This window comes from Desulfovibrio piger ATCC 29098, from assembly GCF_000156375.1.
Lineage (GTDB): Bacteria > Desulfobacterota > Desulfovibrionia > Desulfovibrionales > Desulfovibrionaceae > Desulfovibrio > Desulfovibrio piger.
The window spans coordinates 40,717-64,057 of sequence record NZ_DS996353.1 but is presented as its reverse complement, the minus strand read 5'-3'; the positions used below and the strand labels follow the sequence as shown (position 1 = coordinate 64,057).

At 63.6% G+C, this 23,341-nt stretch carries 17 protein-coding genes and 1 tRNA gene; 11 read left to right on the top strand and 7 right to left on the bottom strand.

Going from position 1 to position 23,341, the window contains the following annotated elements:
* Positions 1-18 precede the first annotated feature (18 nt).
* Positions 19-1,155, bottom strand: a complete 1,137-nt coding sequence (locus DESPIG_RS01830; RefSeq protein WP_006004321.1) for an ABC transporter substrate-binding protein — start codon at positions 1,153-1,155, stop codon at positions 19-21.
* A 459-nt stretch (positions 1,156-1,614) separates the two neighbouring features.
* On the opposite strand from DESPIG_RS01830, the gene DESPIG_RS01825 reads away from it, so the two are divergent.
* Positions 1,615-2,610, top strand: coding sequence for a LysR substrate-binding domain-containing protein (locus tag DESPIG_RS01825; RefSeq protein WP_006004318.1), 996 nt, complete (start codon positions 1,615-1,617; stop codon positions 2,608-2,610).
* A gap of 323 nt (positions 2,611-2,933) precedes the next feature.
* Here DESPIG_RS01825 and DESPIG_RS01820 read toward each other — a convergent pair whose 3' ends face one another.
* The 4 genes from DESPIG_RS01820 to polA all read right to left on the bottom strand — a co-directional run bounded on the left by DESPIG_RS01820 (position 2,934) and on the right by polA (position 9,089).
* A complete protein-coding gene (locus tag DESPIG_RS01820; RefSeq protein WP_006004315.1) occupies positions 2,934-4,685 on the bottom strand; it encodes a YcaO-like family protein in 1,752 nt (583 codons plus the stop codon).
* Positions 4,686-4,980: 295 nt separating this feature from the next.
* A complete protein-coding gene (gene rpsI / locus DESPIG_RS01815; RefSeq protein WP_006004313.1) occupies positions 4,981-5,373 on the bottom strand; it encodes a 30S ribosomal protein S9 in 393 nt (130 codons plus the stop codon).
* A gap of 12 nt (positions 5,374-5,385) precedes the next feature.
* The gene (gene rplM, locus DESPIG_RS01810) at positions 5,386-5,820 is read right to left on the bottom strand and encodes a 50S ribosomal protein L13 (RefSeq protein ID WP_006004312.1); all 435 of its coding nucleotides are present in this window, start codon (positions 5,818-5,820) and stop codon (positions 5,386-5,388) included.
* Between the two features lie 509 nt (positions 5,821-6,329).
* Positions 6,330-9,089 carry a DNA polymerase I gene (gene polA, locus DESPIG_RS01805; protein ID WP_006004310.1) on the bottom strand — a complete coding sequence of 920 codons (2,760 nt, stop codon included), beginning with the start codon at positions 9,087-9,089 and terminating at the stop codon, positions 6,330-6,332.
* A 98-nt stretch (positions 9,090-9,187) separates the two neighbouring features.
* On the opposite strand from polA, the gene DESPIG_RS01800 reads away from it, so the two are divergent.
* Genes DESPIG_RS01800 through DESPIG_RS01785 form a run of 4 tightly spaced genes read left to right on the top strand, consistent with a single transcriptional unit; the run spans position 9,188 to position 12,653 of the window.
* Positions 9,188-10,315: an MlaE family ABC transporter permease gene (locus DESPIG_RS01800; RefSeq protein ID WP_006004309.1), complete on the top strand. Its 1,128-nt coding sequence runs from the start codon at positions 9,188-9,190 to the stop codon at positions 10,313-10,315.
* A gap of 1 nt (position 10,316) precedes the next feature.
* Positions 10,317-11,090, top strand: a complete 774-nt coding sequence (locus DESPIG_RS01795; RefSeq protein ID WP_006004308.1) for an ABC transporter ATP-binding protein — start codon at positions 10,317-10,319, stop codon at positions 11,088-11,090.
* Positions 11,091-11,106: 16 nt separating this feature from the next.
* A complete protein-coding gene (locus tag DESPIG_RS01790; RefSeq protein WP_006004307.1) occupies positions 11,107-12,060 on the top strand; it encodes an MlaD family protein in 954 nt (317 codons plus the stop codon).
* The gene (locus DESPIG_RS01785; protein WP_006004306.1) at positions 12,057-12,653 is read left to right on the top strand and encodes a PqiC family protein; all 597 of its coding nucleotides are present in this window, start codon (positions 12,057-12,059) and stop codon (positions 12,651-12,653) included. Before DESPIG_RS01790 ends, DESPIG_RS01785 begins: the two co-directional genes overlap by 4 nt.
* 355 nt (positions 12,654-13,008) lie before the next feature.
* On the opposite strand, the gene DESPIG_RS01780 is transcribed toward DESPIG_RS01785, so the two are convergent.
* Both DESPIG_RS01780 and DESPIG_RS01775 read right to left on the bottom strand, forming a co-directional pair.
* Complete coding sequence (locus DESPIG_RS01780) at positions 13,009-14,301, bottom strand: OmpP1/FadL family transporter (RefSeq protein ID WP_040369045.1); 1,293 nt, start codon at positions 14,299-14,301, stop codon at positions 13,009-13,011.
* Positions 14,302-14,688: 387 nt separating this feature from the next.
* Positions 14,689-15,258 (bottom strand): nucleotide exchange factor GrpE, encoded by a 570-nt coding sequence (locus DESPIG_RS01775; RefSeq protein WP_050760242.1) that lies wholly within the window; start codon positions 15,256-15,258, stop codon positions 14,689-14,691.
* Between the two features lie 231 nt (positions 15,259-15,489).
* Here DESPIG_RS01775 and hisD point away from each other — a divergent pair, with 231 nt between their 5' ends.
* The 6 genes from hisD to DESPIG_RS01745 all read left to right on the top strand — a co-directional run bounded on the left by hisD (position 15,490) and on the right by DESPIG_RS01745 (position 23,270).
* Complete coding sequence (gene hisD / locus DESPIG_RS01770; RefSeq protein WP_006004299.1) at positions 15,490-16,794, top strand: histidinol dehydrogenase; 1,305 nt, start codon at positions 15,490-15,492, stop codon at positions 16,792-16,794.
* A gap of 27 nt (positions 16,795-16,821) precedes the next feature.
* Positions 16,822-17,718: a phosphoribosylaminoimidazolesuccinocarboxamide synthase gene (locus DESPIG_RS01765; protein ID WP_006004297.1), complete on the top strand. Its 897-nt coding sequence runs from the start codon at positions 16,822-16,824 to the stop codon at positions 17,716-17,718.
* A 44-nt stretch (positions 17,719-17,762) separates the two neighbouring features.
* Complete coding sequence (locus DESPIG_RS01760) at positions 17,763-18,527, top strand: enoyl-ACP reductase FabI (protein ID WP_006004296.1); 765 nt, start codon at positions 17,763-17,765, stop codon at positions 18,525-18,527.
* Positions 18,528-19,066: 539 nt separating this feature from the next.
* Positions 19,067-19,158, top strand: a tRNA-Ser gene (locus tag DESPIG_RS01755).
* A 290-nt stretch (positions 19,159-19,448) separates the two neighbouring features.
* Positions 19,449-22,514, top strand: a complete 3,066-nt coding sequence (locus tag DESPIG_RS01750; RefSeq protein WP_006004293.1) for a hypothetical protein — start codon at positions 19,449-19,451, stop codon at positions 22,512-22,514.
* Between the two features lie 273 nt (positions 22,515-22,787).
* Complete coding sequence (locus tag DESPIG_RS01745) at positions 22,788-23,270, top strand: GNAT family N-acetyltransferase (protein ID WP_006004291.1); 483 nt, start codon at positions 22,788-22,790, stop codon at positions 23,268-23,270.
* Positions 23,271-23,341 lie beyond the last annotated feature (71 nt).

Here is a 23,341-nt window from a genome sequence, read left to right as displayed (position 1 = left end):
CGTGAACAGACGGATCCCTTACTTGGGAGTGACTTCGGTCAGATAAACGCGCTTGCCGTCCTTGTACTCAATGATGCCCACGGGCATTTCGGCGTCGTGGCTGGCATTGATGGTCAGGGTACCCAGCGGGGTCACCAGGTTCTTGGTCTCGGCCAAGGCCTTGGTGATGGCAGCGGGATCAGCGGAGTTGCCGCGCTTGATGGCGTCAACGATCAGGAACAGGCAGTTGTAACCCAGGGCGCCGTTCACGTTGGTTTCCTTTTCAGGATAGGCCTTGTTCCAGGCTTCGGTGAACTTTTTGGCTTCGGCGCTCATGTTGGGCATCTTGGCGTCATAGGGGAAGGTGGTGTGCAGGAAACCTTCCGCAGCCTTGCCGGCCAGCTTCACGGTGTCGGGGTTGTCCATGGCGTCAGCGCCCATCAGGCGGAAGGTGGCGCCCAGTTCGCGGGCCTGCTTCATGATGATGGCGCCTTCGGCGAAGTAGGCGGGCATGAAGACGATCTCGGGCTTTTTGGCGATCAGTTCGGTGAGCTGGGCAGTGAAGTCCTGGTCACCGGAGCTGTACTTGAGGTTGGCCACCACTTCGCCACCCAGCTTCTTGAAGGAGCGGGTGAAGAAGCTGGACAGGCCCACGGCGTAGTCGTTGGTCATGTCCATGAGCACGGCGGCCTTGCGCAGGCCCAGGTTCTCATAGGCATAGGTGGCGGCAGCGGCGCCCTGATAGGGGTCGATGAAACAGGCGCGGAAGTAGTACTTCTTGCCCTGGGTCACCAGGGGGCTGGTGCAGGAGGTGCCCACGCCGGGCACCTTGGCCTTTTCGGCCACTTCGGCACCGGCCATGGCCAGAGAGGAACCGTAGGTACCGATCAGGGCCACGACCTTGTCGCGTTCCACCAGGCGCTTGACGGCGTTGGCGGCTTCCACCTTGTCGGACTTGTTGTCCACCACAACCAGTTCAATGGGGCGGCCCAGCACTTCAGGCATGTCCTTCAGAGCCAGCTGCACACCTTCCAGCTCAAGCTGGCCACCAAAGGCATTCTGACCGGTCAGGGGCAGGTACACGCCGATCTTGATGGGTTCAGCAGCCAGGGACTGGCCGGCCAGCCCCAGGGTCAGAGCCATCAGCGCCAAGCCAACGAATTTGCCCAGTTTCATAAATCATCTCCCAGGTCTTGGAGGGTGAAAGAGCTCGCCCCGGCGATCCTTTTCCAGGGCTATTCCTGTTGAGATACACCAAATCCGCCCATTGCGCAATTTGCCGGGAGAATTTGGCCATAAACCCCAAGCCGAACAAACCCCGCGGATACCCCTATACAAAATGGTTCATCCGCAGTTGAAAAAATTTATCCTCTTTCACGTCAGGCGCCAAGGCCTTTTTTCGATAATTTGCCTTTTGATTTTTTATTATCTGTAACTAGTTATAATAATATATTTTTCAAGTATTTTCATCACAGATCCTCATGGTTGAAGGCTGGTCATCTTTTCCCCTGTTCCTCTTCCCGGGCACATCCTGTCCGTATTGACGAAAGGCCATGAAGAAAGGAATATCCCCTTCGCAACGTATATCTGTCCGTATCCCCTGCCCCGTTCGGGCGGGATCTCCAAGGAGACAATGTGACGCTTCCCGACAGCAAAAATCGTCAGCGTTCCCGCAGCATCGCCCGCGTCCTCAACGATGACGCCAGCCTCATCAACATAAAGACCTTCGCCATCGCGGCCCGCTACATGAGCTTCAAGGCCGCGGCCCGGCATCTTGGCCTGACCTCCGGCGCTGTCAGCCACCGCATCGCCCGCCTGGAAAAAGAACTGGGCTTCCCCCTGTTCAACCGCCTGACCCGCGCCGTTTCCCTGACACCGGAGGGGGAACGCCTGCGCGACGTCTACCTCAATGCTTTCCAGAAGATCTATGAGGAGATCACCCAGCTCCTGCAGGACGACTTCAGCTCCCTGACCATCTATGCCGCCCCCAGTCTGGCCCTGGCCTGGCTCATCCCCCAGCTCAGCGACTTCCAGCAGCGCTCCCCCTCCATGCAGCTGCATGTGCGCACCGGCAACGCCCCCATCGATTTCCACGGGGACTCCACGGTGGACGTGGCCCTGTATTATGCCGAAAGCCACGTCAGCGGCCTGACCTCGCGCAAATTCATGGACGAGGCCACCCTGCCCGTCTGTTCACCCGGATATGCGCAAAAGCACGACCTGATAGGCCACCCCGAGAACCTGCCCGCCTGCACCCTGCTCCATGACTCCGCCGCCTGGCATTATGCCGCCACCACGGCCGAATGGCAGGAATGGGCAGACAGGAACCATGTGGACATCTCCAACTGTCTGAACTTCGTCACGTTCGACCATACCTACGGGGCTTCCGTGGCCGCCAGCCACGGCCTGGGCGTGGCTCTGGGGCGGTGCAGTCTCATCGCGCCCCTGCTGGCTGAACAAAAGCTGGTCACTCCCTTCCCCGACCTGCCTCCCACCACGGCGTTCCGCTCCTACTACGCCGCCTGGCCCCGGCATACCAATCCTTCTCCCAAGCTCCAGGGCTTCCTGGACTGGCTGGAAGAAAAAGGCCAGCAGAGCAATGCTGCTCTTGCCCGCCTGATGCACGCCTAGCGGGCGAAAAGTTTTGAGCGAGGGGGGAACGGAGACCTTTTTGAGAAAAGGTCCTCCTTTCCCCCCTCGCGCTCCCCTCTTTCCTCCCAAAAACTTTTATCAGATCACAAAAAAAGGACGCTAAGGCGTCCTTTTTTCATGACCACTGGCATGGTCTCTGTTATCTCCCCTGTCTGCTTTGCCCGGAAAATGATCTCCAGATAACGTGTGCTTGAGGTACGGCTATATGCCTCCGTATAGCGGGTTTTGGGGGAGGAGGGGGCACGGGGGAGGAACCCGCTTTTTGCCGCAAGCAAAAGGGGGCTCCTCCCCCGCTCAGATTGCTACTTCTGCCAACGGGCCGTGTAGCGGGCCAGCAGGCGCAGTGACGGCCGGGAGAAGCGGTCGAAGTCCGCGGTGAGCTCCAGGCCGGGGACCAGGGCACGCACCACAGGCATGTCCAGATCCTTGCGGGAAATATCCACATACAGGGGCGTACGGCCCTGGGCAGACAGCGTCTTTTCCAGCAGCTTGCAGGAGGCTTCGGCCGACGGCAGGCTGTAATCGGGCAAATCTTCCAGCCAGCGCACCGGCAGGCCGCCCAGGGCAGGCCCCGTCGGTTCGCCATAGGGATAGGGCCAGGGCACTTCGGTCAGCGCCGCCAGCGCGGCCCGGCTGCCGCACAGATTGGCGCCCGTGGCCTGCGCCACTTCGCCGCGACGGCTCATGACGAAGCAGCGGTAGACCGGCACGCCCAGCTCCGTGGTGATGTCCTGGAACTGGATCTGGATGCCGCGAGCCGCATAATCGTCCAGCAGGGCCTGCAAACGCTCGTCACGGCTCTTGAGCACGAAGCAGCCTTCACGGCCGAAGGGCGTGGTGGCTTCGGCGTCACGCTCCACGATCTCCGTGAGCGCCGCCAGCTTGGCTTCGGCCTCGGTGTTGCCGGAAGCCAGGCCCGTGGAGCCGCCGGCCAGGAACAGGGACTGCTCGTCCAGGTTGCAGAACAGGAAGACCGCCTGCGCGGGCACCAGCACGGTCTTGCCCTCCGGATCACGGGCCTCCAGCCAGTACAGGGGCACATAATCCTCAAAAGGCGTTTCCAGCGGCAGGGACGAAAGGGGAAGGAAATCCTTGCCCTGGGAGCGCAGCTTGGCGCAGGAAGCATGGATCAGCGGCATGGGCCGGCGACGGTTCGTCACCTCGAAGGAGTGCTCACCGGTACGGGCCACGCTCACATAGCTGCTGGCCCGCTCCACGATCTCCATGACGTAGGAGGCCCGGGCCGCCGCCAGGGAAAGGCCGCGCCCGTAGGCCGTGGCCTCGCCACGCAGGCTGTGGCGCATGCGGCCGCAATCGACATCCAGATCCACCTTCCAGGAACGCAGCAGCGCGATAGGAGACAGCGACGCCTGATGCCGCATCTCCTGACCGGCCAGCACATCGTTCTCCAGCAAAGCATTGACGGCCTGCTCGTAGGTCTCCTGCGCCGGACGGCGCTCAAGGCGCGGCAGGTCTTCCGCCTGCATGCGGGCGTGTTCCCGCTTCAGCATCCCGGCCCGGGCACGCAGCCCTTCGCGGCAAACCTCCAGCTCCTCTTCGCTGTAGGGCAGCTCCAGCTCCAGTTCTTCCCAGTGCGGCAGCATGTGGTGCCGGGCGATGTTGTCGGCAAAATGGGCGCTCCAGGCCTGCATGAGGCCAAAATCCTTCCGGCTGGCAGCGCGCAGGTAGATCAGGGAGGACGACAGCGTCAGGCGCTGCAGGGCATCCTCGGGAAAGCTGTCGCAGCAATGGGCCAGTTCGGGCACCAGCAGCGAGCACTCCAGCAGCAGGCCGGCAAGCCCCATGCGCCGGAAGCTGTCCGTCTCGCGGTCGTACAGTTCCTCGGCCAGATTTTTGATCTCCTCCGGCGAACGGCGGCTCAGCTGGCGCAGGCAGTGCTGGCGCAAAAAATCATCAAAGGGCGTGGCCTCCAGACGGGCCAGCGCCTGGGGCAGGGTCAGGGATGCGGGCGGCTGGCAGGAAAAATAGCCGGTCGTGGCCTGGGTGGTCTCGTGGGTATAGGCATAGGCGATGCCTTCGGGGATCACGGGCATGGCGTGGAAAACCTCATGGCAAAAAGATGGCGACAACATCCCGGGGCGCGATCCGGCAGGACCGGAAGCACATGGCGCCTCGACGATCCATCGTCAACCAGACGGCATGGAAGAGGGCCGGTGCGGTCCGGCAAGGGGCCAAGGGCACGGACGGCAGCAAAAGGCGTGGCCCGGCAGGACCGCGAAAGAAAGGGCTCGTACTCCCGTCTCCCGGGACAGGACGGGCGCAAGATAACAGAAAAGGGGTGGGCCAACAATGACCCACCCCTTGAGGTTCCGTAATCCGGAGTGCGGATTAACGCTTCGAGTACTGGTAACGAGCGCGGGCAGCGCGCAGACCGTACTTTTTGCGTTCCTTCTTACGCGCATCGCGGGTCAGGAAGCCGGCCTTCTTCAGGATAGGACGAAGGGCGGGATCCACCAGCAGTAGGGCGCGGGAAATACCGTGACGCACGGCTTCGGCCTGACCGGCCACGCCGCCACCAGCCACGTTGACGCGCACGTCCAGCTTTTCAGCCAGCTTGGACAGCACGAGGGGCTGACGGATGATCATCTGCAGGGTCTTGCGGGGGAAGTAGTCTTCAAAGGCACGACCGTTCACCGTGATGTTGCCGGAGCCAGCGTAGACGCGGGTGCGGGCAGTGGCGGTCTTGCGGCGGCCGGTGCCGTATTCGAATTTGTCGCTCATGACGTGCGCTCCTTAGTAAGGCAGGGTCAGCGGCTGCGGGTTCTGAGCCGTGTGCGGGTGTTCGGGACCCGCGTAAATCTTGAGCTTCTTCAGCATGGCGCGGCCCAGACGGTTCTTGGGCAGCATGCCACGCACAGCGGCCATGAGCACACGCTCGGGCTTGGAAGCCAGCATATCGCCCAGGGAGGTGGTCTTCAGACCGCCCACCCAACCGGAGTGGCGATAGTAGTTCTTGTGGGCCATCTTGGTGCCAGTCACCTTGACCTTTTCGCAGTTGACCACGACGATAAAGTCGCCGTTGTCCATGTGACGGGCAAATTCGGGCTTATGCTTGCCGCGCAGGCGGTGGGCGATCTGGCTGGCCAGACGACCCAGCACCTGATCCTGGGCGTCAACCACAAACCATTCGTGGTTGATGTCTTTCGGGGTGGGGCTGAACGTCTTCATCGGGATGAACTCCTCATCTACTTATCTCAGTAGCCATCAAGCGGCGGAAAATCCGTCTGCGACGTGCCGCCTAACGGGTGACGACAGTATCGCTCACAAAGAAAGCGCTCTTTATCGTAAAGTGCGCAACTTGTCAAGCATTCACGACGGAATGCCAAATTTGTGCCGTATTCCAGACGGCTGCGGGTTGGTGTATATCAAAATGCTCCGGCTGTCATCCTTTTTTTGCCAAAAATTTGAACCAAGCAAAAAACCATCTGAAAACATTAGTTTTTTCTATCCCTATTTATCAGGCCACTCTGCCGCCCCTCAGGAAGGGAGCACCTGCACCAAAGGGATGGGAGCTCCTCCCCGCTCCGATTCGTGAGGACAAAGCGGCATGGCAGGAAAATCCCTCTCCTGCCGTTTTCCACCCACGTGCGGGAAAGAAAATTTGGGGGAAGGGGCCACGGCCTCATGCGAGAGCAGCTCCCCTTCCCCAAACGATCATGGGCTGTGCAACAGCGGGCCTAATGCGCCGCACCCCAGTCGTGACCGGTGCCCCAGTCCACCAGCAGCGGCACGGAAAGCTCCTTGCCTGCGGGGCAGACGTCCTGCATAAGGCGGGCCACCAGGGCCCCGGCTTCTTCGGCGGCGTCAGCGGGCACTTCCAGCAACAGTTCGTCGTGCACCTGCAGCAGCAGACGGGCATCCAGCTCCCGCAGGCGCTCATCACGGGCCACGGCCAGCATGGCCAGTTTGATGATGTCCGCCGCAGAGCCCTGGATCACGGTATTGATGGCCTGACGGCGGGCCAGGGCCGCGGCCTGGCCGCTGGCGGAATTGATGTCCGGCAGCAAACGGCGGCGACCGCCCAGAGTGGTCACGAAGCCGTGCTTGCGGGCCGAGGCCTCCACGCCTTCGTAAAACTCCTTCAGGCCTTGCAGGCGCTCGAAATAACGGGCGATGAAGTCCTTGGCCTGCGTGGTGCTGATCTTGAGCTCCTGGGCCAGCTTCTGGGCGCCCATGCCGTAGATGAGGCCGAAGTTGATGGTCTTGGCATTACGGCGCTGGTCCGGGCTCACCTGGTCGGGCGGCAGATCATAGACCAGGGCCGCCGTGCGGGCGTGGATGTCCTCGCCGTTGCGGAAGGCTTCCAGCAGGGCCGGATCCTGCGAGACATGGGCCAGCACGCGCAGCTCCACCTGCGAATAGTCGGCCGAGACCAGCAGACGGCCCGGCCCGGCGATGAAGCAGGAGCGCATGCGCTTGCCCAGCGGCCCGCGCACGGGGATGTTCTGCAGATTGGGATTGCTGGAGGAAAGCCGCCCCGTGGCCGTGGCCTTCTGGTTGAAGGTGGTATGGATGCGGCCCTGCGGGTCCACCAGGCGCGGCAGGGGATCGAGATAGGTGGAACGCATCTTCTCCAGCTTGCGGTACTGGAGGATGCTGTCCACCACGGGATGCTGCCCGGCCAGTTTTTCGAGCGTCTGCTGGCTGGTGGAAGCCTGGCCGCCCTTGGTCTTGCGCGGCGCGGGCAGGCCCAGCCCGTTGAACAGCACGTCGCCCAGCTGCTGGGCCGAGCGGATGTTGAACTGCGTGCCCGCCAGCTCGTAGACATGGGCCGTGAGCTGGTCCAGCTGCCCCTGCACGTCGTCGAGGAAGGCCCGGAAGGCCGCGGCGTCGATGGCCACCCCGCTCTGCTCCATGCCTGCCAGCACGGGCAGCAGGGGCATTTCCAGCCGCCGGAACAGCTCCAGCAGACCGTCCTTTTCCATGCGCTGCTCGAACAGCTGCGCCATGGCCAGTCCCAGGCGTGCGGGGCCGGAGGCCGTCTCGCCCCTGCTCTCCAGTTCATGGCGCAGCACGGCGCCCCAGCGGGCCGAAAGACGGGGCCAGCCGTAATCGTTCTCTTCGGGATTCAGCAGATAGGCGGCCACGCCCAGGTCGATGCAATCCGCCGCACGTCCGGCCAAAAACTGCCAGCAGGGAGCGGACGTCAGCAGTCCCTTGAGATCGGCCGTCACCAGGGTGCGGGCAGGGGCCAGCCAGCGGGCCAGTTCCGCCACGGGGCCTGTCCACTGCCATTCTCCCAACGAGCCGCCGTCAGCCCCTTCCACGGCAAGATAGGGGGCCTCCCGGTCACCGTGGGCCCAGATCAGGGCCACGCGGGCATCCCCGCAGTCCGGCAGGGCCGATACGTCATCCAGCGCGGGCGCGGACTCCTGCGGCATGGCATCCAGCAGGCTCATCTGGCTGGTGGCGCGACCGCTGCGGGCAGGCTGGGCCAGCGGCAGGGAAGCCTGTTCCGCGGCCGCCTTTTTCCCGGCTGCGGGCCGAGCGTCCTCCCGGATGCTGCCCGCATCCAGGAACTCCTCGGGCAGGTCGGCCTCGGCGGCCTGCAAACGGTCCAGAGCGGCCAGCTCGCGCCGCAGGGCGAAAAGCTCGAACTCTTCCGTGAGCAGGGCGCAGGTGGCGGCATCCAGCGGGCGCACGCGCAGGTCGTCCAGGGTGACGCCGGGGCAGGCCTCGCGGCTCAGGGTGGTGAGCTGCCGCCAGATGAACATGTTTTCCAGATGTTCCTGCAGCTTGGCCTGCAATTTGGGCGGCAGCAGGACGAAATGGTCGCGGATGTCCTCAAGGCTGGGACAAATGGAAAAAATCTGGCGCGCGGTCTTGGGACCGATGCCCGGCACGCCGGGGATGTTGTCGCTGGTATCACCGATAAGGGCCTGCACGTCGGGCCACTGGCCGGGCGTCACGCCGCTCTCCGCCGTGAAGTCGGCCTCGCTCACCAGCTTTTCTTCCTTGGAGGCCGGATCCCACATATAGACATTGGGGCCCAGGCACTGCTTCAGGTCCTTGTCGCCGCTGACGATGATGACGGGGTGTTCCCCCGCGAAGCGCGCCGCCAGCGAGGCGATGCAGTCGTCGGCCTCGCAGCCCTGCGAGACTTCCAGCCGCAGGCCCAGGGCCCGCACCATGCGCTGGATGGGGTCCAGCTGGCGTACCAGGTCTTCGGGCGTGGCGTCACGGTTGGCCTTGTAAAGGGGGAATATCTCGTGCCGGAAGTTGGGGCCCTTGCCGTCCTGCACGAAGGCGAAATAGCGGGGGCGCTCTTCGCGCAGGATGCGCAGCAGCACACGGCTGACCACCACCAGGGAATTGGTGGGAAAGCCGTCGGAACGCTGCATGTTCCTGTTGGCAAAAAAGCCGCGATAGATGAAGGCCGAGCCATCCATGAGAAAGACGGGCTCTGCGGCAAGCCCGAGGCGTTGTTTCAGCGACATGGCAATCCGGGGTTGAGGGTAAGCAAAAAGGGGAAAAAGCCTGCGGGGGAGCGGCCTCCCTCCTTGCGTAGCTTCTGTCCCACGCGTATACTATAGAGATGGAAACAAGTCCGCAAGTAATCCTGGACAGGGCCGGAGAGCGCCTTCAGGTCACCGTCTCCGGCAGCTGGGCCATCAATACCCCCTGGCCGCCGCAGTGTGCCGATGCCCTGCAGCAGCTGCAGGGCCCCGGCATCCGGCAGCTGCACCTCGCGGCGGCCTCCCTCGACGCCTGGGACAGCAGCCTGCTGGTCTTCCTCGTCCAGTTGCACAAGGCCGCCAGCGCCGCACGGATCGAGATCAGCCAGGACCTGCCCGCAGGCCTGGCACGGCTGCTGCATCTGGCCTTCGCCATCCCGGCCCAGGCAGGGGCCGCCCGCAGCGACCACCGGCAGGGGCTTTTCGCCCGGGTGGGCGGAGCGGTCATGAGTCTGCCGCCCCGCTGTGCGGATTTTCTGGAATTCCTCGGCGACGTGACCCTTTCCATCTGGCGCCTCATCCTGGGACGCGCCGGCATGCGCATGCAGGACTTCGTGGAAGCCATGTACGAATGCGGCGTGCGCGCCCTGCCCATCATCTCCATCACCAGCCTGCTGTTCGGCCTGATCCTGGCCTTTGTGGGCGCGGTGCAGCTGACGCAGTTCGGCGCCCAGATCTATGTGGCCGGGCTGGTGGGCATCGGCATGCTGCGCGTCATGGGGGCGGTCATGGTGGGCGTGGTCATGTCCGGCCGCGTGGGGGCCGCCTATGCGGCCATGATCGGTACCATGCAGGTCAACGAGGAAGTGGACGCCCTGACCACCCTGGGCATCTCGCCCATCGATTTTCTGGTGCTGCCGCGCATGCTGGCCCTGATGTTCATGGTGCCCCTGCTCACGGTCTATGCCGACCTTATGGGCATTTTGGGCGGTTATGTGGTAGGCGTCTCCATGTTGGGGCTGAGTTCCGCCGAATATCTCAACGCCACCATGCAGATGGTCTCCTTCGTCCACGGGCTCATCGGTATCGCCTACGGCACGGTGTTCGGCGTCATCATCGCCCTGGCGGGCTGCTATCAGGGCATCCGCTGCGGCCGCAGCGCCCAGGCCGTGGGCTTGGCCACCACCACGGCCGTGGTCCAGTCCATCGTGGGCATCATCATCGCCACGGCCATCATCACCATCATCTGCAACGTACTGGGCATCTGACATGAGCACTCCCCGCCTGCGCGTCCGCGACCTGACCCTGGGCTACGGTTCCTTCGTGCTCATGCGTGACGTGAATTTCGATGTGGCCGCCGACGACATCTTCCTCATCATGGGCGGTTCCGGCTGCGGCAAAAGCTCGCTCCTGCGCACGCTCATGGGCCTCAAGGAGCCCCAGAGCGGCCAGGTGCTCTACGGCGATACGGACATCTGGGCCTGCACCGAAAAAGAGCGCCGCCGCATCCTGCGCCGCACGGGCGTCCTTTTCCAGGGCGGCGCCCTGTGGAGCTCCATGACCCTGGCCGAAAACGTGGGCCTGCCGCTGCAGCAGTACACCGACCTCGATGACGACGAGATCCGCGAGCAGGCATCCCTCAAGCTGGCCCTGGCCGGTCTTGCCGGTTTCGAGGACTACTACCCTTCGGAGATCAGCGGCGGCATGCGCAAGCGGGCCGGTCTGGCCCGGGCGCTGGCCCTGGACCCCGAGATCCTTTTTCTGGACGAACCGTCCGCCGGTCTGGACCCGGTGAGCGCCCGCATGCTGGACGACCTGATCCTGGAGCTGCGCGACGCCCTGGGCACGACCTTCGTCATCGTCTCCCACGAGCTGGCCAGCATCTTCGCCATCGCCAGCAACGGCATCTATCTTGACGTGCGGACCCGGCGCGTCACCGCCCGGGGCAACCCCTCCGAACTGGTGCGCGACCCGCACACCGAGCTGCAGGCCCTGCGCTTTTTGACGCGCGGCGAGGCCGACGGCCCCCAACAACAGGACTGAACCCACAGGATACGGTATGGCAAAACAATCATTCAAAACCGCTGTAGGGGCTTTCGTCATCGGCGGACTGGCGCTGCTGGTGGCGGGCATCATCCTGCTGGGCGGCGGACGCATGTTCAGTGACGACATCGAATACGTCCTGTACTTCGACGGCTCGGTGAGCGGCCTCAACATCGGGGCGCCCGTGGTCTTCCGCGGCGTACCCATGGGCCAGGTCACGCGCATCAGCCTGGAGGCCAACCCGCGCGACGCCAGCGTCACCATCCCGGTCTACATCCGGCTGGACGAGAACAGCATCGTCCGGGCCGGGGTCACCGGCGAGCTCACGGACAACTTCCGGCAGGAGATCCTGCGCCGCCTGATCCAGCGCGGCCTGCGCGCCCGCCTGCAGCTCCAGAGCCTCATCACCGGCCAGTACCGCGTGGAACTGGACTTTTTGCCCAACACGCCGGCCAATTTCCGGTCCCCCATGCCGGACAGGGAGATCCCCACCCTGCCCTCGCCCATCGACACCCTGCAGCGCACCGTGGCCAGCCTGCCGCTGGAAGAGATGGCGCGTACCACGGCGGGCATACTGGAAAAGCTCAACGCCGCCCTGTCCGGCGATGCGCTGGAGCGCGGTCTCAAGGCCTTTGCCACCACCTTCGAAGAGGCCCAGGCCCTACTGGCCGGCATGCAGGAATCCCAGAAGACCCTGGCCCAGGCCCTGGAAAAGCTGAATGCGGCGGCCACATCGGCCCAGCACGACCTGCCCCAGGCCCTGCAAAGCACCCGTGACGCCATGAACAACGTCTCCTCCGTTTCCCTGGCCACCAAGGCCGTGGTGGAGCGCAATGCCCCCCTCACCCAGGAGCTGCGCCGCCTGATCCAGGAAAGCGCGGCTGCCGTACGTTCCCTGCGGGCGTTCATGGACGTGCTGGAACGCAACCCTGAAGCCCTGCTCCGCGGCAAACAAGGAAGTCGCCGATGAACCCTATCCTCCGCCATACGACCATTTTCCTGGCCCTGCTGACGCTCCTGCTGACCGCCTGCGGCCGCAGCGCGCCCACGCATTTTTATCTGCTGGACAGCGGCCAGCCCCCCCTGACCGCCGACAGCCTGCCCGCTGCCAGCCTGAGCATCGCACCGGTGAGCGTGCCTGACTATCTGGACCGCAACGGCCTGGTGCGCCGCAGCGACGGCCAGACCCGTCTGGAGGTCTCGGAACTGGATATCTGGGCCGAACCGCTTGGACAGGGCGCCCGGCGCGTGCTGGGCGAAGTGCTGGCCGCCCGGCTGCTGCCCCGGGGCATCGATGTGATCGCGGCCGGAGACCGGCAGGGAGACATGGAACTGGCCGTGGCTCTGGAACGTCTGGACGGCGACACGCCGGGCACGGCCCGCTTGCAGGCCCGCTGGCAGCTTTCCCGTGGCGGGGAGGCACTGGATCGCGGCATCTACGCGGCCAGCGAGGACGCCGGCATGAGCAGCGCCAGCCTGGTGGCGGCCCAGAGCCGCCTGTTGCAGGGGCTGGGCGAACACCTGGCCGAACGCCTGCTGCCCCGGCTCAAGGGGGGACGCTAGAGACAACGCATTTTGCGTTACCTGACCGGCATTGCCCCCAGCAGCAGGCCCGGCGGGTGCCGTACCATCCGGCATGGCCGGACGGCAGGCCGGAACATACGGAAGGCAACTGTCGATCACGACATCACAAGACGAAAAAAGGGAGGCTCAAGGCCTCCCTTTCCTTTTGGTCCAATGTGGCCTTGCTGCCAGTGACTGCCCCGCACGGACCGCGCCATCCCGCTTGCCGCCGTTTTATCCTTCAAATGAAAAATATCAGTTTCGTACAGTCAGAGCGGTTACCGGGCCATGCCTGCATTCCGGTCCGGCATGCGCTTGCCGACAGCCTGTCATGCCCGACGTGGCAGTCCAGCCATCAGAACGTGTAGCCGATGGTGGCGGAATAGATATTGGCCACCGTGTTCCGGCTGTTCCCGCTGCTGACATTCCCCACGGACGAACGGATACCGGCGGCATCGGTCTCCGAATAGTCCAGGCTGTGCACCCAAAGATGGGCATAGGCCAGATCGAGCGTCCAGTTGCCCCACTGGAAGCCCGCGCCCACGCTGACGCCCGTGCGGCCGTGACTGGGGACCATGAAATCCGCGTGCGACTCGTTGGTGACCGGCGTCTCGTACCAGAAGCCCGCGCGCAGGGCCAGCCAGTCCAGGGGCTCGTATTCCACGCTGGCGTTGAAGTTCCAGCCGTCACGCCACTTCTTATGGTTGATGGACTGGAAGTCGGAATCGAAATAGATGTTCATGGAATCGTAGGTGGACCAGCGGGTGAAGACGGTGCCCACCTCGAAGCTCAGATTTTCCAGCGGGCGGTAGGCCAGGCCCACGGCGAAGGAATCGGGCAGATGCACCGTGCTGTGCACGTCGGTATCGATGGTGTGCGGCACCTGTCCCTGGTCGGCCAGCATGTTGCTGTGATGCCGGGAGAAATCCGCCGTGCCGGCGATATTGAGCGTGACCGGACTTTTATAGGAAAAGCCCAAAGACAGCTCGTCGGTCATGCGGAAGTGCGCGCCCAGCTGGGCCCCCACGCCCCAGCCCGTACCGTTGAGCGTCATCTTGCTGTCCTCCCCTTTGCTGGGGAAATAGCCGATATACTGCATGCTGGGGATCTGCTGTCCCATGGCAAAGCTGGCATGCATGATCTCCACGCCCGCCGAAAGGGAGAGGACATCGTTGACCTTCAGGGCCACGGTGGGCACGAGGGAAAAGGTCTGGAAATTGATGTTGGTCAGGTTGTAGCGCCCCGTCCAGTTGTCGGCGAATTCATTGCCGAGGCCGAAACGCGAGAACAGGCCCAGGCCCAGCCAGAAGCGGTCGTTCAGCTGATGGGTGATGTACGCGTGCGGTGCAGCCCAGATGTGCGGTTTTGTGGTCGTGGAGGTATGGCTGCCGTCGGCGAGGTCCAGATCGATGGTGCCCATGGGCGCGATGGCGGCAAAACCGCCCATGACGTGTGTGCCCGGCAGCTGGGTGATGCCCGCCGCATTGTAGGCGATGGCCGAGGGGTCATCCGCACGCCCCACCATGCCGCCTGCCAGCGACAGGCCCCGCGAGCTCCATTCCGTCAGGGCGAAGCCTTCGGCCCCTGCCGTCGTCACCTGGCATGCCCACAGAAGACAGACCGCGAGCACGACATACAATTTTTTCATATCCATCCCCCACAAAAACAGTCGGAACACGATAAAAGCACCGCACGCAGCATTCACCGCCGTACAGCCACCTACCATTACGCTAGGTGGCAATACTTCTGAAAGTCAAGCTGTTTTGCCGGACTGCCCGGCGCTGGCGCAGGGAACGGCAGCAAAGCCTGGCCCTCCCCTGTCCGGGATGCCGGGCAGACCACTGCGACAACGACCGGCCGCGAGCCTCCGGCAGCAAGGCTGCCGATATGCCTGGGGGCCCCCCGTTGGAGCAGACAGGGAAGGGAAAAGGCCCCCGGCATACCGGCAGGGCGTCCTCTCCGCCTTTGCCGGCAATAAAAAAGGGCCCTCCCCCAACGGGGAAGGCCCTTCCGGTTGTCTTGCGGGTAACGGCGCTTAGCCCTGCTTGATCATGACCTTGGCCGGACGCAGCAGACGTTCGCCCAGCTTGTAGCCGCTCTGCAGCACGCGGGCCACGGCCCCGGCTTCCACATCGGCCTCGGCATCGAAGCCCACGGCTTCGTGCAGTTCGGGCGTGAAGGCCTCACCGGCCGTGCCCACGGGGGTCAGGCCGTGGCGCGCCACGGCTTCCAGCAACAGCTTGCGGGTCATGGCCACGCCCTGGAGCATGTCCTTGCAGGCCTCGTCCTTGCTGCCGTATTGCAGGGCCAGGTCGAGGTTGTCCAGCGTGGGCAGCAGGTCGCTCATGACCTTTTCCGCCGCATAGCGGATCTGATCCTCGTGCTCGCGCTTCAGACGCTTTTTGAAATTATCCATCTCCGCGGCCGCGCGCAGGCGTGCGTCATCGGCATCGCGCTTTTCGGTGCAGTTGGGGCACACATGTTCGTGGCACAGGCTTTCCAGGTTTTCCGGCAGGGTCTGCACGGCGTCCCCGGCATCCCCGGCCTCGGCACCGGCACAGGCCTCTTCCTGCGCTTCCGTGTTCTGCGTGTCCTTCATATGCATATCATCGTTCTCGTTGTGACGATCCATGGTTCCTCCCAGAAATGCACCGGCGTTGTGCCGGCTAGTATTGAGTAAATACGCACCGGCGTACTGTCAAGGGGATGACAGCCCGGCAAAGGGCCCCTGCACGGAAGTCTCGACATTGGTGCACGCCTTCGCTATATTCGTCCGACGCGCAATTCCGCGCGTCCACGCGCCCTCCGGTGGCGTTTTTTTCTTGAGGTATATTCCATGATTTGCCGAATTTTGCACCTGCAGTCCGAGCAGGAATGGGTCAAGGCCTCGCAGTGGCTCGACGGCCGCTTCAATCCCGGCGACAGCGTTGAGGGCAGCGTGCGCGAGATCCTCGCCAATGTACGTGAAAAGGGCGATGAGGCCCTGATCGACTATACCCGCCGTTTCGACTGTCCCGAATTTGCCGCGCCCCTGCGCGTCAGCGAACAGGACATCGCCTGGGCCGCGGCGTCCATCTCTCCCGAACATCGCGAGCAGATCAGCGAAGCCGCCCACAACATCCGTACTTTCCACAAGGAACAGCTGGAAAAATCCTGGTTCCAGACCCGCCCTGACGGCAGCATCCTGGGCCAGCGCGTGCTGCCCGTGGACCGTGTGGGCCTGTATGTGCCCGGTGGCCAGGGCGGCAATACCCCGCTGCTCTCCAGCATGCTCATGAATGCCATCCCCGCCCTGGTGGCCGGCGTGCCCCGCGTGGCCGTGTGCACCCCGCCCCGCAAGGACGGCACCATCAACCCGCACATCCTGGCGGCGGCCCACCTGCTGGACATCGACGAGATCTACCGCGTGGGCGGTGCCTGGTCCATCGGCGCCATGGCCTACGGTACCCAGAGCATCGATCCCGTGGACGTCATCGCCGGTCCCGGCAACATCTATGTGGCCACGGCCAAACGTCTGGTGCAGGGCACGGTGGGCATCGACATGGTGGCCGGCCCCAGTGAAGTGCTGGTGGTGGCCGACAGCTCCGCCCGCCCGCACTGGCTGGCCGCGGACATGCTCTCCCAAGCCGAACACGACATGCTGGCTTCCGCCATCCTGCTCACCGATGACATCACCCTGGCCGAGCAGGTGCAGCAGGAACTGGAAAAGCAGTGCAGCCAGCTGCCCAAGGCCCAGATCGCCAGCAAGTCCCTCATGGACTGGGGCGCCATCGTGGTGGTGCCCAACATCATGACCGCCGTGGCCATCGCCAACCGCGTGGCCCCCGAGCATCTGGAACTGTGCGTGCGCGATCCCTGGGCCCTGCTGCCCCACATCCGCCATGCCGGGGCCATCTTCATGGGCCAGCACAGCCCCGAACCCGTGGGGGACTACTTCGCGGGCCCCAACCATGTGCTGCCCACCCTGCGGACCGCGCGCTTCTCTTCCGCGCTCTCCGTCCAGAACTTCTGCAAAAAAACCAGCATCGTGGCCACTTCTCCGGCCTTCCTGCTGGAAAACGCGCCTGCCATTGCTTCTCTGGCCCGTCTGGAAGGGCTGGAGGCCCACGCCCGTTCCGTGGAGATCCGCAGCAAGCGCTAGTGCCTTAAACAAAACTGGATCAAGACTATGCGCATCACCACCAAGACTGAAATCAGCGCTTACCCGCTGCTGTCCCGCGGCAAGGTCCGCGACATCTATGACATCGACGACAAGACCCTGCTCATCGTCACTACCGACCGCATGTCCGCCTTCGATGTCATCATGGACAAGCCCATCCCCTACAAGGGCGTGATCCTGAACCAGATCACCCTGTTCTGGATGGACAAGTTCAAGGACATCATCCCCAATCATCTGGTGGAAAGCGACGTGGACCGGTTCCCCGCCGCCCTTGCCCCCTGGAAGGACGAGCTTGAAGGGCGCGCCGTGCTGGTCCGCAAGGCAAAGCCCCTGCCTGTGGAATGTATCGTACGCGGCTACATCTCCGGCTCGGGCTGGAAAGACTATCAGAAGACCGGCACGCTCTGCGGCTATCAGCTGCCTGCCGGCATGCGGGAATCCGACAAGCTGGAGACGGCCCTTTTCACGCCTTCCACCAAGGCCGAGCTGGGCCAGCACGACCAGAACATCAGCGCCGACGAGGCCGCCCGCCTGCTGGGCGAAAATGTGGCCCGCAAGGTCCAGGAGACCACCCTGGCCATCTATGAAGCCGGACGTGCCTACGCTGCCAGCCGCGGCATCATCGTGGCCGACACCAAGTTCGAATTCGGTTTCGTGGACGGGGAACTGCGCCTCATCGACGAAGTACTGACCCCCGACTCTTCCCGCTTCTGGCCTGCGGACCAGTACGAACCCGGCCGCAGCCAGCCTAGTTTCGACAAACAGTACCTGCGCGACTGGCTCACCTCCCAGCCCTGGGACATGCAGCCGCCCGCGCCTGCCCTGCCTGCCGAGGTCGTGGACGCCACGGCCCGGCGCTACCGTGAGGCCTACCACATCCTGACGGGCAAAGAATTCACCATCTAACCTGTGGTCACCGTCGCCAAGGCGACTTTTCTGGAGGATACTACATGCTGCTTCAAGGAAAAAAAGCCCTGATCCTGGGCCTGGCCAACAACAAGAGCATCGCTTACGGCATCGCCAATGCCTTCAAGGAACAGGGCGCCCGCCTTGCCTTCAACTATGTGGGCGACGCCATCAAAAAACGTGTTGAGCCCCTGAGCGAAGAACTGGGAGGCGAGTTCACCTTCCAGTGTGACGTGACCGACGACGCCCAGATCCAGGCCGCGGCCGACCTGGTCAAGGAAAAGTGGGGCGAGGTGGACATCCTGGTCCACTCCGTGGCCTTTGCCAACCGTGAAGACCTGAGCGGCCGTTTCCTGGATACGTCGCGCGCCGGTTTCCATCTGGCCCTGGACATCTCCGCCTACTCCCTCACCGGTGTCTGCCGCGCTTTCGAGCCCCTGCTGCATGACGGTTCTTCGGTGCTGACCATGACCTACCACGGTTCCACCAAGGTCATCCCCGGCTACAACATCATGGGCGTGGCCAAGGCCGCCCTGGAAGCCTCCGTGCGCTACCTGTCCTACGACCTGGGCGAAAAGGGCGTGCGCGTCAATGCCCTGAGCGCCGGCCCCATCAAGACCCTGGCCGCTTCCGCCGTCTCCGGCCTGAAGAACATCTTCACCCGCGTGGAAGAGCATGCTCCCCTGCGCCGCAACGTGACCACCGCCGATGTGGGCGGTGCCGCCGTGTTCCTGGCCTCCGAGCTCTCCCACGGCGTGACCGGTGAAGTCATCTACGTGGACAGCGGCTTCAGCCAGCTGGGCATCTAAAACGACCATAGGCGGCTGCCACGGCAGCGCCATCCTTTTCTGATGCTGACGGCCCGGCAACGGCGGGGCGGGACCATCCCGCTCCCCTGCCGGGCCTTCTGGCAACAACGGACGAACTCCGGGACACCCCGGACAGTCTTTCAGGAGATCGTATGGATACCATCTTCATGCTCAATCTGGCCGGTATCGTGGCCTTCGGTGTGGCCGTCCTGGGCTTTTTTTACATGATGGGCAAAAAAAAGCGCGAAGAAGACAGGGATCGCAAGGACTAGGCCATGTGGCAGACCCTGCTCGTCCTGCTGGTCATCGTCCTTGCCGTGGCCCTTGCCAAAGGCAGGGCCGGGACCCCTTTTCGTCATCATGCTCCGTGAGTAGGCAGTTGTGACCATCTCCGGCGGAAGATGGAGACGAAAAGCAGCGAAGATAACATACTAAAATAACATATAAATTTTGGAAGAAAAAATTTTTTCGCGAAAAATGCGATTTTTTGCTTGCCAAAGCCGAAGGTTCTGCCTATAAAGAGCAGGTCTTCACGACACGGAGAGGTGTCCGAGTTGGTCGAAGGAGCACGATTGGAAATCGTGTGTACGTTAAAAGCGTACCAAGAGTTCGAATCTCTTCCTCTCCGCCACCGAGAAAATAGCCCGCTGAGCAATCAGCGGGTTTTTTCGTTTATGGGCCCACCGGGATGCCGTTCGGGGTCCCTTCCGCTCCTTCCCCGCATGCGGGGCACTTCCTGCCTTGCATCCGCCCCGGGCCGTCCTTTCGTCCCCCTTGGGCATCCCGACCTCATCCGTTTGCAATCCCCGACGATATTTGTCACATTTTCTTCTTTCACACCGGGAGGGACAGCCCGGCATATCGTGCGGCCGCCGGCCGCCCCCAGTGCCGCCCGCATCTCCACCAATCGAGGGAACCGTCATGTGCGCCACCAGACATTCGGCCAATGCCGTCACCACTTCCGGCCCGGACAAGCAAGCGTCCTGGCTGTTCGATCTGCAGGACCATCAGCTGATCCAGCTGGTCAACAGTTTCGTGGCCGCCCGCAACATGTCCATGAGCCTGGCCCAGCCTGAAGAAGGCCTGCACCCGCGCGGCATCATCAAGCTGACCACGGACCCGGGCATGCGCATCGCCCGCGCCGTCATCATCCTGCTGGAGAGCCTGGAGGCCCGCGGCCCGCAGGAACGCCTGCAGGCCCTGCGCCGCCTGCATGACGAGGTCCTCTACTCCGCCCTGTCCAGCCTGCAGAAGAACACGGCCCGCGTCCTGATCCAGATCATGAAGGACCTGGTCCGCGCCGCGCCGCACGTCCATATCCAGCTGCCGCTGGCCCACGATTTCTATCAGGCGGTGCGCGGCACGCCCCATGTCATCCGCTCGCTGCTGCGCCGCTACCACCTGCTGGAGATGCCCGAAGCCTGGAACCAGCAGGCCTTCGACCATCACGTCCATGATGCCAACACCAAGGGCCGCAAGAGCCCCACGCATCTGGTCATGGATGCCTGGCTCAAGGGGCTGCGCTTCATCACGGTCGTCTACTACAATACCGTGGACCCCGAAGCGGCCAGCGAACTGCTGCGCGCGGCCCGCATCATGGGCATCACCGTGCGCATCGGCATCGAGTTCCGGGCCACTTTCCACGACAAGCTCATCGAATTCACCTGGTCGCCGCTCAATGTCCACAGCAGCCGGGCCTTCATCAAATTGCTCCAGCGTCCGGACATCGCGGCCATCCTCAAGGAATACGCCACGGTGAACCAGTGGATGCGCCAGCATGTCCTGCGCCTGCTCCAGGCCTGGAACCAGAAACATGCGGGTAACCTGGCCCGAAAGCTGCAAGTCCCGCCCCCGCCTCCGCTGGATGCGGACGCGTTCCTGGCTTTCGTGGGCCAGCGCCAGCCATCGTCCCTGCATCTGGCCGAATACATCCTCCAGCAATGGCAGCCCGCCCTGGAACAGGCCCTGGAAGAGCTCCGCAACGATCCCCGGAGGGAGGGCACGGACGAGGAAGCCGCCCGCCTGCGCGCCCGTCTGGAAGCCATAGAGGGCCTCATGCCTGACAGCCTGCGCCAGGAATGGCTGGGACCGCAGGCCAACCCGGACATTTTGTTCCCCGTGGCGCCCCACAAGGATCTTCCCCCCGTGCTGCTGCGCGATCCCGAAGTCCTTTTGCAGTCCCTGGTGCCCCTGCATCCCTGCCAGATGATCCTTGGCCTGGAAGGACTGAACGTACAGGATACGCTGGAACTGCTCTGGCGCGGCAAAGGACTCATCACCCATCTGGAACTGTTCAACCTGCGCACCTGGTCCAAGGGCCAGCTGCCGCATATCGAGGCCATCAACGAACTGCAGCGGGCCATCAACGAGGGCAGCCCCCTGCGCCTCAAGCAGGTGGTCCGCCGGATCGTGCAGGACGAACCCGCAGATTCCCCCCGCCGGGAACTGCTGCTGGAGGTGCAGGACAACCTGGCCCAGCTGCGGAGTTTTTACGAGCTCTCGTGGCTTGGCTCGCGCATCGGCACGGATTCCACCAGCCGTTCCCACATGACGCACGGCATGGGCCTGGTCTTCACCGAGACCCTGCCCCCGCAGGCCCGGGCCGCCCTGCGCCATGAAAAGAGCGGACAGCGCCTGACCCTGCCCGTGCATACCGACATCTACGGCTTTACCCATTATCACGAGCCCGCGACCCTGCCGCGCTGGCTCCAGGCCCTGCGCCGCCTGCCCCTGCTGCACCATCTGGGCTGTCGCGTGGTCCGGGGCTGGGAGCTGGAAAAAAAGACCACCACCATCAGCCCCGACGGCGGTAACCTGGTGACCCTGGGCGGCGTGGACTCCCGCGGCATCAATGCGGAACAGCATGACCCCGTGAGCATGATGCGCGATGCCGCCACGCCCTGGAACGTCCACTATTTCAACAGCAATCTGGTGAACGTGCTCAAGGTGCTGCTGGGCTTCATCCCCGCGCAGTGGGCCTTCTGGTATGTGGACAGCTGGTGGATCCTGACCTGGATCGGCGCCCTGCTCTGGTTCGCCATCACGGCCGTGCGCAACGTCCTGCAATCCATGGTGGGGGGCGGGGCCTTCTGCCGCTCCATGCTCCTGCCCTGGAACCGCTATGTGAGCTGGAGCCGCATGGCGGACTCGCTGCTCTACACGGGCATATCCGTCCCCCTGCTGGAGGTGGTCGTCCGCATGTGGCTGCTGGAGGACTGGCTCGGCATCACGGTCCAGAACAACGAGCTGGCGGTCTATACGGTCATCGCCATGATCAACAGCGTCTACATATCAGGGCACAACATCTTCCGCGGCCTGCCCAAGGAAGCCGTCGTGGGCAACCTGTTCCGCAGCGCCATCTCCATCCCCCTGTCCATCGTGCTGGGCAAGGGGCTGCTGGTCTGCTTCGTCTGGCTGGGCATCGCCGATCCGGTGGGCGCCCTGCAGAACTGCGCCGCCATCGTCTCCAAGTGCTCCTCGGACATCGTGGCCGCCGTCATCGAAGGTTTTGCGGACCGCAATATGTACCTGCGCATGCGCTCCCTGGAGTATGACAGCAAGTTCACCCAGATCTTCAACAATCTCGTGAAGCTGGCCCTGCTCTTCCCCCAGGCCACCATCCGGCGCCTGATGCAGGATCAGCCCCGCGAGTTCTGGCAGCAGCTTTTGGAAAAGGATCCCAACGCCGCCCGGCAGGCCATCGTCCATCTGCTCGACCTGATGTACATGTGGTACTATCTGCCCCGCTCGCACGACATCTTCTGGCGTCGCCTGGGCAGCATGCCCACGGAAGAAGTGGAAGGCATCCTGGCCCTGCATTCCCTGCTGCGCCTGCAACGCGAGATCTCCAGCCAGGTCCTCGACGGCCTGCTGGGCGACAATTTCGCCAACGCGCTGGCCTTCTACCTGCGCCAGCACGACAGCTACCGCAAGGAGATCCGGCACGAAGCCGCCCGCAGGAACCTGTTCATGGAAAAGGCGGCCTAGCGCATTCATCCTTTGAGGTAAGGTCCCTTTCTCTTCCGGCGGTGCCCGTGATGCCCAGGAGCTGACGGACACCGCCGTGGATCATCTTGTCGCGGAAGGAGAGCGGCCTTCCACCCTCTCGCAGCACGCGTACAGGACCCCATGCGTCCCTGATGCCCGCCCTAAAGGGCCTCGTTCAGCAGGCTGCCGTATTTTCCCGACCTTCATCCCGTCCCGCGACGGCCCCTCATCAACCTCACGGTCCGCTCCGGCGGGCCCCGCCCAGGAGCTCCCATGCATATCAGACAAGCCCGTCCCGAAGACCTGCCCGCCATCGCCGCCCTGGAAGCACGCGGCTTTCCCCCTGCCGAAGCCGCATCGCCGGAAAGCTTTGCCGCTCGTTTTGCCGTCTTTCCCCACTGCTTTTTCGTGGCCGAAGACGACGGCGCCATCGTGGGCCATATCAACGGCTGCATGACCGACTTCGACACCTGCCGGGACGAGCTCTACCACGATGCCGGACTGCATCGTGAGGAGGCCCCGCATCAGGCCGTCTTCGGCCTGGTGGTGGATCCGCAGCGGCAGCATCAGGGCATCGGTGCCGCCCTGGTGCGCCATTTTCTGGAAGTGGCCCGGCAGCGGGGCAAGGAAGCTGTGGTCCTCACCTGCAAGGAACGGCTGATCCCCTTCTACAGCGCGCTGGGCTTCCGGCTGCTGGGACGTTCCGACAGCCAGCACGGCCAGGCCTGCTGGTATGACATGCGCTGCCCGCTGTGACGTGCGCACGGGATCTTCCCCGGCCATATCCCCAGACAAGGAAAACGTTGCGCGCGGAACGAATCTTGCTT

Bases quoted from the DNA above. Each gene is read 5' to 3' on its own strand.
- rplM (WP_006004312.1), bottom strand. From the start codon at position 5,820: ATGAAGACGTTCAGCCCCACCCCGAAAGACATCAACCACGAATGGTTT.
- DESPIG_RS01760 (WP_006004296.1), top strand. From the start codon at position 17,763: ATGCTGCTTCAAGGAAAAAAAGCCCTGATCCTGGGCCTGGCCAACAAC.
- DESPIG_RS01745 (WP_006004291.1), top strand. From the start codon at position 22,788: ATGCATATCAGACAAGCCCGTCCCGAAGACCTGCCCGCCATCGCCGCC.
- DESPIG_RS01820 (WP_006004315.1), bottom strand. From the start codon at position 4,685: ATGCCCGTGATCCCCGAAGGCATCGCCTATGCCTATACCCACGAGACC.
- DESPIG_RS01800 (WP_006004309.1), top strand. From the start codon at position 9,188: ATGGAAACAAGTCCGCAAGTAATCCTGGACAGGGCCGGAGAGCGCCTT.
- DESPIG_RS01830 (WP_006004321.1), bottom strand. From the start codon at position 1,155: ATGAAACTGGGCAAATTCGTTGGCTTGGCGCTGATGGCTCTGACCCTG.
- DESPIG_RS01765 (WP_006004297.1), top strand. From the start codon at position 16,822: ATGCGCATCACCACCAAGACTGAAATCAGCGCTTACCCGCTGCTGTCC.
- DESPIG_RS01750 (WP_006004293.1), top strand. From the start codon at position 19,449: ATGTGCGCCACCAGACATTCGGCCAATGCCGTCACCACTTCCGGCCCG.
- DESPIG_RS01795 (WP_006004308.1), top strand. From the start codon at position 10,317: ATGAGCACTCCCCGCCTGCGCGTCCGCGACCTGACCCTGGGCTACGGT.
- hisD (WP_006004299.1), top strand. From the start codon at position 15,490: ATGATTTGCCGAATTTTGCACCTGCAGTCCGAGCAGGAATGGGTCAAG.
- rpsI (WP_006004313.1), bottom strand. From the start codon at position 5,373: ATGAGCGACAAATTCGAATACGGCACCGGCCGCCGCAAGACCGCCACT.
- DESPIG_RS01780 (WP_040369045.1), bottom strand. From the start codon at position 14,301: ATGAAAAAATTGTATGTCGTGCTCGCGGTCTGTCTTCTGTGGGCATGC.
- DESPIG_RS01785 (WP_006004306.1), top strand. From the start codon at position 12,057: ATGAACCCTATCCTCCGCCATACGACCATTTTCCTGGCCCTGCTGACG.
- DESPIG_RS01775 (WP_050760242.1), bottom strand. From the start codon at position 15,258: ATGCATATGAAGGACACGCAGAACACGGAAGCGCAGGAAGAGGCCTGT.
- DESPIG_RS01790 (WP_006004307.1), top strand. From the start codon at position 11,107: ATGGCAAAACAATCATTCAAAACCGCTGTAGGGGCTTTCGTCATCGGC.
- polA (WP_006004310.1), bottom strand. From the start codon at position 9,089: ATGTCGCTGAAACAACGCCTCGGGCTTGCCGCAGAGCCCGTCTTTCTC.